This window comes from Desulfobacula toluolica Tol2 (assembly GCF_000307105.1).
GTDB classification, from domain to species: domain Bacteria; phylum Desulfobacterota; class Desulfobacteria; order Desulfobacterales; family Desulfobacteraceae; genus Desulfobacula; species Desulfobacula toluolica.
The window spans coordinates 2,395,277-2,407,327 of record NC_018645.1; the positions used below are offsets into that span (position 1 = coordinate 2,395,277).

13 protein-coding genes are annotated in these 12,051 nt (G+C 46.3%); 7 read left to right on the forward strand and 6 right to left on the reverse strand.

Translation table 11 applies throughout. From position 1 onward, the window contains the following. Positions 1–322: 322 nt before the first annotated feature. The gene (gene ltrA / locus TOL2_RS10990) at positions 323–1,663 is read right to left on the reverse strand and encodes a group II intron reverse transcriptase/maturase (RefSeq protein ID WP_014957509.1); all 1,341 of its coding nucleotides are present in this window, start codon (positions 1,661–1,663) and stop codon (positions 323–325) included. A 402-nt stretch (positions 1,664–2,065) separates the two neighbouring features. On the opposite strand from ltrA (TOL2_RS10990), the gene TOL2_RS10995 reads away from it, so the two are divergent. After that, positions 2,066–2,257, forward strand: a complete 192-nt coding sequence (locus TOL2_RS10995) for a hypothetical protein (protein ID WP_014957532.1) — start codon at positions 2,066–2,068, stop codon at positions 2,255–2,257. Here TOL2_RS10995 and ltrA (TOL2_RS11000) read toward each other — a convergent pair. Continuing rightward, on the reverse strand, positions 2,254–3,594 hold the full coding sequence (gene ltrA, locus TOL2_RS11000) for a group II intron reverse transcriptase/maturase (RefSeq protein ID WP_014957531.1): 1,341 nt from the start codon (positions 3,592–3,594) through the stop codon (positions 2,254–2,256). The two genes, TOL2_RS10995 and ltrA (TOL2_RS11000), sit on opposite strands and share 4 nt — an antisense overlap. Before the next feature lie 402 nt (positions 3,595–3,996). Between ltrA (TOL2_RS11000) and TOL2_RS11005 the strand changes: the two genes are divergently transcribed. Further along, the gene (locus TOL2_RS11005) at positions 3,997–4,188 is read left to right on the forward strand and encodes a hypothetical protein (RefSeq protein WP_014957532.1); all 192 of its coding nucleotides are present in this window, start codon (positions 3,997–3,999) and stop codon (positions 4,186–4,188) included. Here the strand turns inward: TOL2_RS11005 and ltrA (TOL2_RS11010) are convergent. Beyond that, positions 4,185–5,525 carry a group II intron reverse transcriptase/maturase gene (gene ltrA, locus TOL2_RS11010; protein ID WP_014957533.1) on the reverse strand — a complete coding sequence of 447 codons (1,341 nt, stop codon included), beginning with the start codon at positions 5,523–5,525 and terminating at the stop codon, positions 4,185–4,187. The two genes, TOL2_RS11005 and ltrA (TOL2_RS11010), sit on opposite strands and share 4 nt — an antisense overlap. A 402-nt stretch (positions 5,526–5,927) precedes the next feature. Here ltrA (TOL2_RS11010) and TOL2_RS24880 point away from each other — a divergent pair, with 402 nt between their 5' ends. The 3 genes from TOL2_RS24880 (at position 5,928) to TOL2_RS11020 (ending at position 6,789) form a co-directional block, all read left to right on the forward strand. Beyond that, the gene (locus tag TOL2_RS24880; protein ID WP_158406100.1) at positions 5,928–6,092 is read left to right on the forward strand and encodes a hypothetical protein; all 165 of its coding nucleotides are present in this window, start codon (positions 5,928–5,930) and stop codon (positions 6,090–6,092) included. Positions 6,093–6,263: 171 nt separating this feature from the next. Further along, the gene (locus TOL2_RS11015; protein ID WP_014957534.1) at positions 6,264–6,515 is read left to right on the forward strand and encodes a type II toxin-antitoxin system Phd/YefM family antitoxin; all 252 of its coding nucleotides are present in this window, start codon (positions 6,264–6,266) and stop codon (positions 6,513–6,515) included. Beyond that, positions 6,505–6,789 (forward strand): type II toxin-antitoxin system RelE family toxin, encoded by a 285-nt coding sequence (locus TOL2_RS11020; RefSeq protein ID WP_041279436.1) that lies wholly within the window; start codon positions 6,505–6,507, stop codon positions 6,787–6,789. Before TOL2_RS11015 ends, TOL2_RS11020 begins: the two co-directional genes overlap by 11 nt. A gap of 748 nt (positions 6,790–7,537) precedes the next feature. On the opposite strand, the gene TOL2_RS11025 is transcribed toward TOL2_RS11020, so the two are convergent. Further along, positions 7,538–8,623, reverse strand: a complete 1,086-nt coding sequence (locus TOL2_RS11025; RefSeq protein WP_014957526.1) for an IS91 family transposase — start codon at positions 8,621–8,623, stop codon at positions 7,538–7,540. Then, entirely contained in the window at positions 8,620–9,495 is an 876-nt protein-coding gene (locus tag TOL2_RS11030; RefSeq protein WP_014957527.1) for a tyrosine-type recombinase/integrase, read from the reverse strand. Before TOL2_RS11030 ends, TOL2_RS11025 begins: the two co-directional genes overlap by 4 nt. 232 nt (positions 9,496–9,727) lie before the next feature. Between TOL2_RS11030 and TOL2_RS11035 the strand changes: the two genes are divergently transcribed. Together TOL2_RS11035 and TOL2_RS11040 are read left to right on the forward strand one after the other, a co-directional pair. Next, positions 9,728–9,922, forward strand: a complete 195-nt coding sequence (locus TOL2_RS11035) for a type II toxin-antitoxin system HicA family toxin (RefSeq protein WP_014957536.1) — start codon at positions 9,728–9,730, stop codon at positions 9,920–9,922. Beyond that, positions 9,919–10,254, forward strand: a complete 336-nt coding sequence (locus tag TOL2_RS11040) for a type II toxin-antitoxin system HicB family antitoxin (RefSeq protein WP_014957537.1) — start codon at positions 9,919–9,921, stop codon at positions 10,252–10,254. The genes TOL2_RS11035 and TOL2_RS11040 overlap by 4 nt, the downstream gene beginning before the upstream one ends. A 106-nt stretch (positions 10,255–10,360) precedes the next feature. Here the strand turns inward: TOL2_RS11040 and ltrA (TOL2_RS11045) are convergent, their stop codons facing one another. After that, positions 10,361–11,701, reverse strand: coding sequence for a group II intron reverse transcriptase/maturase (gene ltrA / locus TOL2_RS11045; RefSeq protein ID WP_014957509.1), 1,341 nt, complete (start codon positions 11,699–11,701; stop codon positions 10,361–10,363). Positions 11,702–12,051: the final 350 nt, after the last annotated feature.

A 12,051-nucleotide genomic window follows, 5' to 3' on the forward strand; every position in this document is an offset into this window, starting at 1 on the left:
ACGAGGTTATTCAGTTCAAGGAATTTACCGATAGCACCCTACCCTGCTTTGCCTATCTTTTCTTCAACAATTCCAAATAAATTTGCGAGGGAGAGTTCTTCCGAACGCAAGCCTCAAAAATAGAATCTTCCAAAAGAGTCATATTTTACAGAATATCACAGCTTCAATCAGCAACCATCCGATGAATATATGCCCATTGACCTTTTTAAAAAAAATAGAAACATCGGTGCCCCATCGGGATAGGACCCCCCATCACTGAGGAGCCCTCCCACACCACCGGACATACGGATCGCGTATCCGGCGGTTCGGCTGATCAGGCAGATTAGTTCCCGGGCAGAAATAATCCAAGAGAAAGGAAATATTTGTTTGGCAGAGCCATGACAACCCATTTAACCCTGCTCATGCGCCAGTGTTTCTTGCGGGAATTTCCGCAAGTGACGGCATATTGAAACGGTATGCCTCGTTTAAGCAGGTTCCGGATTTTCGTTCCGGGATTTTTCCACTGTTTCCATACAACACATCTCAAGCGGCGGATAATCCAGCCGTTCAAGGACTTGAATATGTGTCTTGCTTCGGTGAGACAGTAATAATTCCACCATCCCCTGATGTACATATTCAATTTATCAATGATCTGGGGAAGACTTAGACCACAGTTCCGGTTTGTTAATTCTCGAACCCTTTCTTTGAAGCGCTCGATTGTTTTCCGGTGTATGCGGATCTTGGTCTTGCCGCACATACTGATAAATGTGTAGCCGAGAAATTTGTCCAGCCATGGTCGGCTGACCTTGCTTTTCTCTTCATTGACCTTGAGCCTGAGCTTTACGGTTATAAACCGTGTAACACTTTTCATAACACGTTCGGCCGCTTTCTTGCTCTTGAGATATATGACAAAGTCATCAGCGTATCTGACAAATTTATGCCCTCTTTTCTCCAACTCTTTATCCAGTTCATCCAAAACGATATTTGAGATCACTGGTGAAAGAGGGCCGCCTTGAGGAGTTCCTTCAGCGGCAGATACAACCACCCCGTCGATCATGACACCGGCTGTTAAGTAACTTCGGATAAGCTTGAGAACCCGCTTATCCTTTATTCTTTCAGCCAGACGGCTCATGAGGCGGTCATGGTTCACTCTGTCGAAAAATTTGGAAAGATCCATATTAACAGAGTGTGTATATCCTGAGAGCAGATAAACTTTGCCTTGGAGTATGGCATCATGCTGGGATCTTCCAGGTCTGAATCCATGACTGGACTCAGAAAAATGCGGGTCCCATATTTGCTGCAATATCTCGCTGACGGCTTGCTGGATCAAACGATCCAAAACTGTTGGAATGCCGAGCAGTCTTACTCCGCCATCGGGTTTAGGAATTTCTTTCCTTTTCACCGGTAATGGCTTGTAGTTTCCCTGCAGCAACTTTCCCTTAACTTTGGGCCAGTGGCGTCTGAGGTAACCCGGTAGTTGATCAACGGTCATGTTGTCGATTCCAGGTGCCCCTTTGTTGCTACGGACCCTTTTTAATGCTCTGAACATGTTTCCCCTTTCAAGGATAAACTCCATGAGTCGGGAACTTTCTGTCGGACTTTCGGTGATCTGTAACGCTGTGAACATTTCCATCTGCTGTGGCAATATGTCCATAAGTATACACCTCCTATTTGTCTCTATCATTTACCCGTACCATTCGGTCCGGGCACCGTTCGGGCCTTCACCGGGGTGAGTCCTCCGTGGAATTCACGGCTCGTTTTCCTGCGGCTACTATGCCCTCTGCTGACTTCTTCCATGCGGTCGGAGCAGGTTACCCTGCCCTCAGCCAATTTCTGCCGCACGCGGCATCCCAGGGCAGCATGGAAGATCTCCCGGGGTAAAACACACGTCTTTCAATACGTGGGTGCCGAGTATACGGACATTGCCTATAATGGATAGAGGACTTTACCTTGTGTTGCAGGCTCGTCCCGCAAATGCACGCCTAACTCGATTTCTGTACGTCACCCCGTACTTTTGTGCCACTCCGCCTCGGCGAAGCCACTGCCTTCCGGAGTACCGTCACCGGGACCCCGTTGTGATAACACTATGCCCTTCGCCTCCATCTGGCTGGGCTTGGGACTTGCCTTGACTTCCATAAAGGAAGATGCAGGCTCACCCTTAAGACGTGTGCCGTGCCCGGCACACATCGGGATAGGACCCCCCATCACTGAGGAGCCCTCCCACACCACCGGACATACGGATCGCGTATCCGGCGGTTCGGCTGATCAGGCAGATTAGTTCCCGGGCAGAAATAATCCAAGAGAAAGGAAATATTTGTTTGGCAGAGCCATGACAACCCATTTAACCCTGCTCATGCGCCAGTGTTTCTTGCGGGAATTTCCGCAAGTGATGGCATATTGAAACGGTATGCCTCGTTTAAGCAGGTTCCGGATTTTCGTTCCGGGATTTTTCCACTGTTTCCATACAACACATCTCAAGCGGCGGATAATCCAGCCGTTCAAGGACTTGAATATGTGTCTTGCTTCGGTGAGACAGTAATAATTCCACCATCCCCTGATGTACATATTCAATTTATCAATGATCTGGGGAAGACTTAGACCACAGTTCCGGTTTGTTAATTCTCGAACCCTTTCTTTGAAGCGCTCGATTGTTTTCCGGTGTATGCGGATCTTGGTCTTGCCGCACATACTGATAAATGTGTAGCCGAGAAATTTGTCCAGCCATGGTCGGCTGACCTTGCTTTTCTCTTCATTGACCTTGAGCCTGAGCTTTACGGTTATAAACCGTGTAACACTTTTCATAACACGTTCGGCCGCTTTCTTGCTCTTGAGATATATGACAAAGTCATCAGCGTATCTGACAAATTTATGCCCTCTTTTCTCCAACTCTTTATCCAGTTCATCCAAAACGATATTTGAAATCACTGGTGAAAGAGGGCCGCCTTGAGGAGTTCCTTCAGCGGCAGATACAACCACCCCGTCGATCATGACACCGGCTGTTAAGTAACTTCGGATAAGCTTGAGAACCCGCTTATCCTTTATTCTTTCAGCCAGACGGCTCATGAGGCGGTCATGGTTCACTCTGTCGAAAAATTTGGAAAGATCCATATTAACAGAGTGTGTATATCCTGAGAGCAGATAAACTTTGCCTTGGAGTATGGCATCATGCTGGGATCTTCCAGGTCTGAATCCATGACTGGACTCAGAAAAATGCGGGTCCCATATTTGCTGCAATATCTCGCTGACGGCTTGCTGGATCAAACGATCCAAAACTGTTGGAATGCCAAGCAGTCTTACTCCGCCATCGGGTTTAGGAATTTCTTTCCTTTTCGCCGGTAATGGCTTGTAGTTTCCCTGCAGCAACTTTCCCTTAACTTTGGGCCAGTGGCGTCTGAGGTAACCCGGTAGTTGATCAACGGTCATGTTGTCGATTCCAGGTGCCCCTTTGTTGCTACGGACCCTTTTTAATGCTCTGAACATGTTTCCCCTTTCAAGGATAAACTCCATGAGTCGGGAACTTTCTGTCGGACTTTCGGTGATCTGTAACGCTGTGAACATTTCCATCTGCTGTGGCAATATGTCCATAAGTATACACCTCCTATTTGTCTCTATCATTTACCCGTACCATTCGGTCCGGGCACCGTTCGGGCCTTCACCGGGGTGAGTCCTCCGTGGAATTCACGGCTCGTTTTCCTGCGGCTACTATGCCCTCTGCTGACTTCTTCCATGCGGTCGGAGCAGGTTACCCTGCCCTCAGCCAATTTCTGCCGCACGCGGCATCCCAGGGCAGCATGGAAGATCTCCCGGGGTAAAACACACGTCTTTCAATACGTGGGTGCCGAGTATACGGACATTGCCTATAATGGATAGAGGACTTTACCTTGTGTTGCAGGCTCGTCCCGCAAATGCACGCCTAACTCGATTTCTGTACGTCACCCCGTACTTTTGTGCCACTCCGCCTCGGCGAAGCCACTGCCTTCCGGAGTACCGTCACCGGGACCCCGTTGTGATAACACTATGCCCTTCGCCTCCATCTGGCTGGGCTTGGGACTTGCCTTGACTTCCATAAAGGAAGATGCAGGCTCACCCTTAAGACGTGTGCCGTGCCCGGCACACATCGGGATAGGACCCCCCATCACTGAGGAGCCCTCCCACACCACCGGACATACGGATCGCGTATCCGGCGGTTCGGCTGATCAGGCAGATTAGTTCCCGGGCAGAAATAATCCAAGAGAAAGGAAATATTTGTTTGGCAGAGCCATGACAACCCATTTAACCCTGCTCATGCGCCAGTGTTTCTTGCGGGAATTTCCGCAAGTGATGGCATATTGAAACGGTATGCCTCGTTTAAGCAGGTTCCGGATTTTCGTTCCGGGATTTTTCCACTGTTTCCATACAACACATCTCAAGCGGCGGATAATCCAGCCGTTCAAGGACTTGAATATGTGTCTTGCTTCGGTGAGACAGTAATAATTCCACCATCCCCTGATGTACATATTCAATTTATCAATGATCTGGGGAAGACTTAGACCACAGTTCCGGTTTGTTAATTCTCGAACCCTTTCTTTGAAGCGCTCGATTGTTTTCCGGTGTATGCGGATCTTGGTCTTGCCGCACATACTGATAAATGTGTAGCCGAGAAATTTGTCCAGCCATGGTCGGCTGACCTTGCTTTTCTCTTCATTGACCTTGAGCCTGAGCTTTACGGTTATAAACCGTGTAACACTTTTCATAACACGTTCGGCCGCTTTCTTGCTCTTGAGATATATGACAAAGTCATCAGCGTATCTGACAAATTTATGCCCTCTTTTCTCCAACTCTTTATCCAGTTCATCCAAAACGATATTTGAGATCACTGGTGAAAGAGGGCCGCCTTGAGGAGTTCCTTCAGCGGCAGATACAACCACCCCGTCGATCATGACACCGGCTGTTAAGTAACTTCGGATAAGCTTGAGAACCCGCTTATCCTTTATTCTTTCAGCCAGACGGCTCATGAGGCGGTCATGGTTCACTCTGTCGAAAAATTTGGAAAGATCCATATTAACAGAGTGTGTATATCCTGAGAGCAGATAAACTTTGCCTTGGAGTATGGCATCATGCTGGGATCTTCCAGGTCTGAATCCATGACTGGACTCAGAAAAATGCGGGTCCCATATTTGCTGCAATATCTCGCTGACGGCTTGCTGGATCAAACGATCCAAAACTGTTGGAATGCCGAGCAGTCTTACTCCGCCATCGGGTTTAGGAATTTCTTTCCTTTTCACCGGTAATGGCTTGTAGTTTCCCTGCAGCAACTTTCCCTTAACTTTGGGCCAGTGGCGTCTGAGGTAACCCGGTAGTTGATCAACGGTCATGTTGTCGATTCCAGGTGCCCCTTTGTTGCTACGGACCCTTTTTAATGCTCTGAACATGTTTCCCCTTTCAAGGATAAACTCCATGAGTCGGGAACTTTCTGTCGGACTTTCGGTGATCTGTAACGCTGTGAACATTTCCATCTGCTGTGGCAATATGTCCATAAGTATACACCTCCTATTTGTCTCTATCATTTACCCGTACCATTCGGTCCGGGCACCGTTCGGGCCTTCACCGGGGTGAGTCCTCCGTGGAATTCACGGCTCGTTTTCCTGCGGCTACTATGCCCTCTGCTGACTTCTTCCATGCGGTCGGAGCAGGTTACCCTGCCCTCAGCCAATTTCTGCCGCACGCGGCATCCCAGGGCAGCATGGAAGATCTCCCGGGGTAAAACACACGTCTTTCAATACGTGGGTGCCGAGTATACGGACATTGCCTATAATGGATAGAGGACTTTACCTTGTGTTGCAGGCTCGTCCCGCAAATGCACGCCTAACTCGATTTCTGTACGTCACCCCGTACTTTTGTGCCACTCCGCCTCGGCGAAGCCACTGCCTTCCGGAGTACCGTCACCGGGACCCCGTTGTGATAACACTATGCCCTTCGCCTCCATCTGGCTGGGCTTGGGACTTGCCTTGACTTCCATAAAGGAAGATGCAGGCTCACCCTTAAGACGTGTGCCGTGCCCGGCACACAACAGGCGGGTGAACCGGACAGCAAGGGTCTCCTTCTTTTTAAAGGTTGAAAAAACTTTTGAATGATGTGCTTTCAATCAATTTTTTTGGAAACCCTTGCTGCCCGTTACCCAAGCGTTGTACCCCAATTACACATGGCAGCCAGTGTGGAGATATGTCAAGATTTTTTGCTTGAAACGGTTACAAAAAAGACCTATAATAAGACCTAAATATCAACCATTATTAATGGAGGTCTTTATGGAGGCCGTATTAGCTAACTGTTCAGCAAGTATTTCTGAGTTAAAGAAAAACCCCTCAGCATTGATTGACGCATCAGGCGGAGAACCCATTGCTATCTTAAACCACAACAAACCAACCGCTTACTTGATCCCAGCCGACACCTATCAGCAAATCCTTGATAGGTTGGAGGATTATGAACTCGGACTGATCGTTAAAGAGCGTGAACATGAGAAAGCCCAGGCCATTGAGGTAGATATCAATGAGCTATAAACTAAAGTTTCTCCCAACGGCTCTGAAGGAATGGAAGAAGCTGGATAATTCTATTTTGGCGCAATTCAGGAAGAAACTGAAAGAGTGTTTGGAGGTACCTCATGTACCCTCCGGTAAGCTTTCCGGCTTTGAGAATCATTACAAAATCAAACTTAGGGCCAGTGGGTATCGACTTGTGTATGAAGTGATCGATCAAGAATTGTTCGTCCTTGTTGTTGCTGTTGGAAAAAGAGAAAAAGGTGCTGTGTATGAAAAAGCACGAGACAGATCATGAACTCAAATAAAGCCTCCCGAGAGAAGCTAATAAAAAACCTTGGTGGATACGATGGTAGCACCGGACCCTCTTAAGCTGCAAAAGCCGAAATTTTTGCAAGTTGCGTTGAAGATCTTATAAACTCTATTGACAAAAATTCCGAAAAAAGTAGTCTGCTAAGCAGGATCCTTATTTGGCTGAATGTCATTTTGGCTATTGCGACACTGGCATTGGCAATTATTGCCGGAACAGATCTGTATTTGTGCATTCAGGGGGTTGGCAGCTTTCACCAAAGCACTCAGATTTCTACAGATGTGAGCAAATAGTGGTCTATTTGCTTGATACCGTTCTGCTTCAACTTTTTGGTATTCCTCTGCAAGTCTTGGTCGATTAATGAAAAATTGAACTTAAATCAATGAGTTGTTGAATTATTTAATTTCTCCTTATGCGAGGGTACAACAAATAAAGGATTAGTAACCGTGCCGAGGCACGAGGCTCGGTACTAATCCTATGGTTCAAGAAGCTGCGGATCAATAGGGGGAAAGGTTAACGATTTGCTGGATGTGTTTATGACAAGATGTGATTAAAATATCAAAAGATGGCCTTTATCCTGATGTAAAAATCAAAATTCAGGTCGTTTTCAGCCCTTAAAACCCAGGTCAAAAATTAAAATACCGTCAATTTGGCGTACGGATACTGAAGCATGTCGATAGTCATTTATCAGGCTGTTTTTAAAGTCGAGCAACACCGGGTAGTCAGTTTTGTGAAGTTATCCGGGCCTGCCTCTTGGTTCCGGCTTTGCAAAGAAAATAAATTTCAAATCATGCCCGCAATGGCTGCATTTAATACCCGGTATTTCAAGTTCCGGGATTTTAATAAAAAGAGCAATAATGTCATGGATGAATGAGATGAGTTCACGGATTTTTTCTATGGACAATGCGCTGTTGGGATTGAGAAATCCATAATGTCTAATTTTCATAAACCCTTTGGGAAGAACATGCTGCAAGAACCGTCGGATAAACTCCATGGCATCCAATGCCATAGTTTTCCATTTCTTTTTTTCACGGTCTTTATACAAAAATTTGATGACGCCATTTTCAATGCTTTTAATACGATTATTGGAGATGGCAACCCGGAACACATATCTTGAAAGATAGCGCAGGGAATTTTGTCCCTGCGCCACGGCCTGGCTGTCAATCACCCATTGCTGTTTCCATACTGCGGAATCAATTTTATCGAGCAGCCCGGCTTTTTTTATGGCATCTTTGAATTTGGCTTTAAAAATGACCGCCAGAGGTTTTGTGTGAACAAACAGATCCTGTCTGGAAGAAAGCCATTGGTCATTATCAGATAAAGCACCTCCGGGAATTATTATATGCAAATGTGGATGATACTGAAGCATGCCGCCCCATGTGTGGAGGGCTGCCAGATATCCGATTCGATCAGATCCGATAAACCGTGTATCTTGTGCCAGTTTTTTCAGGGCTTCATTGGTGCATGAAAACAGGGCACCATAAGATAATTTTTGATGAGACCTTACAACATCCCGCAGGCCCTGGGGAAGTGTAATGGTTAACAGGAAATAATAGGTCGGCAGCAGCTTTTTCATCTGCTGATCCAGCCACTGGTCCGCTTTACTCTGCTGACAGTTGGGACAATGACGATTGCCGCAGCAGCAGTGAATAAAATGCAGATTACGGCAGTCATCACATTCATACACCATTGTTCCAAAGGAACCCTTTCTGCAGGCACTGATATCCCGTATGGTTTTTTTATGAGACTTCGGCATTCGATCTCCATAAAGTGTCAGATATTTCGGCCCATACATTTGGAAGATTTTTTGAACAGCACTCATGACAACACCCCCTGCATGACTTTGGAAACTTTGTCATTGGAATCAACTTGGGCCTGTGTGGTCACATGCAGATAAATCATGGTGCTTTTAAGGGTTTTATGGCCTAATATTTTTTGCACATGGCGTATGGGGATATTAGCTTCCAGCAAATGCGTCGCATAGGCATGGCGGAAGACATGAGGGTGAACATGTTTTTTAAACTTCAGGCGTTTCAAAGTAGATCGCAAAACGCCTTGAACCCCACTGTCACTGACATGATTTTTGGCATATTGAGCGTCCTTACCGCCATTGCGGCCCAAAGCAGGGAATATCCATTTTGAATTACGATGGGTTTTATAGTATTTGCGCAACGTCAACAGGGTTATTTTGGGTAAAGGCACCGTCCTGTCCATGGCACCCTTTCCACCGTGAATATGCACAAGTCCCCTGTCGGAAAGAATATCTTTGACCTGAAGTGTTGTTGCCTCCCTTAAACGCAGTCCCATGGAATATAATGTCAAATAAAATGCATGACTTTGCACAGTGGGAAGGGCATAAATAATCTTTCTGACTTCCTCCAGACTCAGAATAGTCGGTAAGGTCTGCTCACGCTTCCATTTGATGTCGTTGAAAATGTTCCAGGACCGGACCAGCGTTTTGGTAAAAAAATGCTGAATACCAGAGTAACTGATCCGCAGAGTAGCAGCGCTCCAGCCGAATTCATTCTGGCAGCAAAGCCAGTATTGACGGAGCTGTTCTTCAGTGATATCTTCTAATGGTTTATTGTAAAAGCGATGTAGTCTTAAAACCGAACTGGTATAGGATTGAATGCTCCTTTTTGCATAACCGGCAAGTTGGAGATCTTCTTTAAAACGTTTGATTAAATTGCTCATGGTATCTTCCTTTTTTCTTTAACCTTGTCGGGTGAAGATACCGACCTGCAAGCCGGTAACAAGATACCATGAGCAATGGAATTGAACAATGATGATACGGCTTAATCTGCCGCGTAGCGGCTTACTTGAACCAGTCGTTCCACCGGACTCGCTGAGGCTCGCCGGTGAACTTAACGTTCGCCTCCCAAAGCACATATTGACATTTTAGTATCATATTGATACCATTTTAATTATGCCAAAAAAAATCAGACAACTTATAAAAGATCTTGAAAAAGCTGGTTTTATCAACCGAGGAGGGAAAGGCAGCCATCGGAATTTAATTCATCCCAAAGGAGTAGCCATAACAATTTCCGGAAACCTTGGTGATGATGCTAAGCATTATCAGGAAAAAGAAGTTCAACTTAAAATAAAAAGGTCTAAAAAATGAAGAAAAAAGACCATTATTTAAAAATTGTTGAGTGGTCAGAAGAAGATCAATGCTATATCGGTTCCATTCCCGGTTGGATTGGCAAATGCTGTCATGGTGACAATGAAGAGGATGTTTATCAGCAATTGTGCCAAATATTGGATGAATGGATTGAAATTTATGAAAAGGACAATATTCCTTTGCCTGCAAGCATTTCCGGTAAAAAGTTTTCAGGGAAATTTCAATTGAGAGTTGACAGCGATTTGCATAAAGCTCTAACCATCAAAGCAATGCAAGCGAATGAAAGCTTAAACAGTTTTTGTGGAAAAATATTGCGGAAAACAATCGCATAAACAAACCATTAAAGGCGATCGGGATAGGACCCCCCATCACTGAGGAGCCCTCCCACACCACCGGACATACGGATCGCGTATCCGGCGGTTCGGCTGATCAGGCAGATTAGTTCCCGGGCAGAAATAATCCAAGAGAAAGGAAATATTTGTTTGGCAGAGCCATGACAACCCATTTAACCCTGCTCATGCGCCAGTGTTTCTTGCGGGAATTTCCGCAAGTGACGGCATATTGAAACGGTATGCCTCGTTTAAGCAGGTTCCGGATTTTCGTTCCGGGATTTTTCCACTGTTTCCATACAACACATCTCAAGCGGCGGATAATCCAGCCGTTCAAGGACTTGAATATGTGTCTTGCTTCGGTGAGACAGTAATAATTCCACCATCCCCTGATGTACATATTCAATTTATCAATGATCTGGGGAAGACTTAGACCACAGTTCCGGTTTGTTAATTCTCGAACCCTTTCTTTGAAGCGCTCGATTGTTTTCCGGTGTATGCGGATCTTGGTCTTGCCGCACATACTGATAAATGTGTAGCCGAGAAATTTGTCCAGCCATGGTCGGCTGACCTTGCTTTTCTCTTCATTGACCTTGAGCCTGAGCTTTACGGTTATAAACCGTGTAACACTTTTCATAACACGTTCGGCCGCTTTCTTGCTCTTGAGATATATGACAAAGTCATCAGCGTATCTGACAAATTTATGCCCTCTTTTCTCCAACTCTTTATCCAGTTCATCCAAAACGATATTTGAGATCACTGGTGAAAGAGGGCCGCCTTGAGGAGTTCCTTCAGCGGCAGATACAACCACCCCGTCGATCATGACACCGGCTGTTAAGTAACTTCGGATAAGCTTGAGAACCCGCTTATCCTTTATTCTTTCAGCCAGACGGCTCATGAGGCGGTCATGGTTCACTCTGTCGAAAAATTTGGAAAGATCCATATTAACAGAGTGTGTATATCCTGAGAGCAGATAAACTTTGCCTTGGAGTATGGCATCATGCTGGGATCTTCCAGGTCTGAATCCATGACTGGACTCAGAAAAATGCGGGTCCCATATTTGCTGCAATATCTCGCTGACGGCTTGCTGGATCAAACGATCCAAAACTGTTGGAATGCCGAGCAGTCTTACTCCGCCATCGGGTTTAGGAATTTCTTTCCTTTTCACCGGTAATGGCTTGTAGTTTCCCTGCAGCAACTTTCCCTTAACTTTGGGCCAGTGGCGTCTGAGGTAACCCGGTAGTTGATCAACGGTCATGTTGTCGATTCCAGGTGCCCCTTTGTTGCTACGGACCCTTTTTAATGCTCTGAACATGTTTCCCCTTTCAAGGATAAACTCCATGAGTCGGGAACTTTCTGTCGGACTTTCGGTGATCTGTAACGCTGTGAACATTTCCATCTGCTGTGGCAATATGTCCATAAGTATACACCTCCTATTTGTCTCTATCATTTACCCGTACCATTCGGTCCGGGCACCGTTCGGGCCTTCACCGGGGTGAGTCCTCCGTGGAATTCACGGCTCGTTTTCCTGCGGCTACTATGCCCTCTGCTGACTTCTTCCATGCGGTCGGAGCAGGTTACCCTGCCCTCAGCCAATTTCTGCCGCACGCGGCATCCCAGGGCAGCATGGAAGATCTCCCGGGGTAAAACACACGTCTTTCAATACGTGGGTGCCGAGTATACGGACATTGCCTATAATGGATAGAGGACTTTACCTTGTGTTGCAGGCTCGTCCCGCAAATGCACGCCTAACTCGATTTCTGTACGTCACCCCGTACTTTTGTGCCACTCCGCCTCGGC

Coding starts and splice junctions, on each gene's coding strand:
- TOL2_RS11040 (WP_014957537.1), top strand. CDS start 9,919: ATGAAGAAAAAAGACCATTATTTAAAAATTGTTGAGTGGTCAGAAGAA.
- TOL2_RS10995 (WP_014957532.1), top strand. CDS start 2,066: ATGCCCTTCGCCTCCATCTGGCTGGGCTTGGGACTTGCCTTGACTTCC.
- TOL2_RS11005 (WP_014957532.1), top strand. CDS start 3,997: ATGCCCTTCGCCTCCATCTGGCTGGGCTTGGGACTTGCCTTGACTTCC.
- ltrA (WP_014957531.1), bottom strand. CDS start 3,594: ATGATAGAGACAAATAGGAGGTGTATACTTATGGACATATTGCCACAG.
- ltrA (WP_014957509.1), bottom strand. CDS start 11,701: ATGATAGAGACAAATAGGAGGTGTATACTTATGGACATATTGCCACAG.
- TOL2_RS11025 (WP_014957526.1), bottom strand. CDS start 8,623: ATGAGTGCTGTTCAAAAAATCTTCCAAATGTATGGGCCGAAATATCTG.
- TOL2_RS11020 (WP_041279436.1), top strand. CDS start 6,505: ATGAGCTATAAACTAAAGTTTCTCCCAACGGCTCTGAAGGAATGGAAG.
- TOL2_RS24880 (WP_158406100.1), top strand. CDS start 5,928: ATGCCCTTCGCCTCCATCTGGCTGGGCTTGGGACTTGCCTTGACTTCC.
- ltrA (WP_014957533.1), bottom strand. CDS start 5,525: ATGATAGAGACAAATAGGAGGTGTATACTTATGGACATATTGCCACAG.
- TOL2_RS11030 (WP_014957527.1), bottom strand. CDS start 9,495: ATGAGCAATTTAATCAAACGTTTTAAAGAAGATCTCCAACTTGCCGGT.
- TOL2_RS11035 (WP_014957536.1), top strand. CDS start 9,728: ATGCCAAAAAAAATCAGACAACTTATAAAAGATCTTGAAAAAGCTGGT.
- TOL2_RS11015 (WP_014957534.1), top strand. CDS start 6,264: ATGGAGGCCGTATTAGCTAACTGTTCAGCAAGTATTTCTGAGTTAAAG.
- ltrA (WP_014957509.1), bottom strand. CDS start 1,663: ATGATAGAGACAAATAGGAGGTGTATACTTATGGACATATTGCCACAG.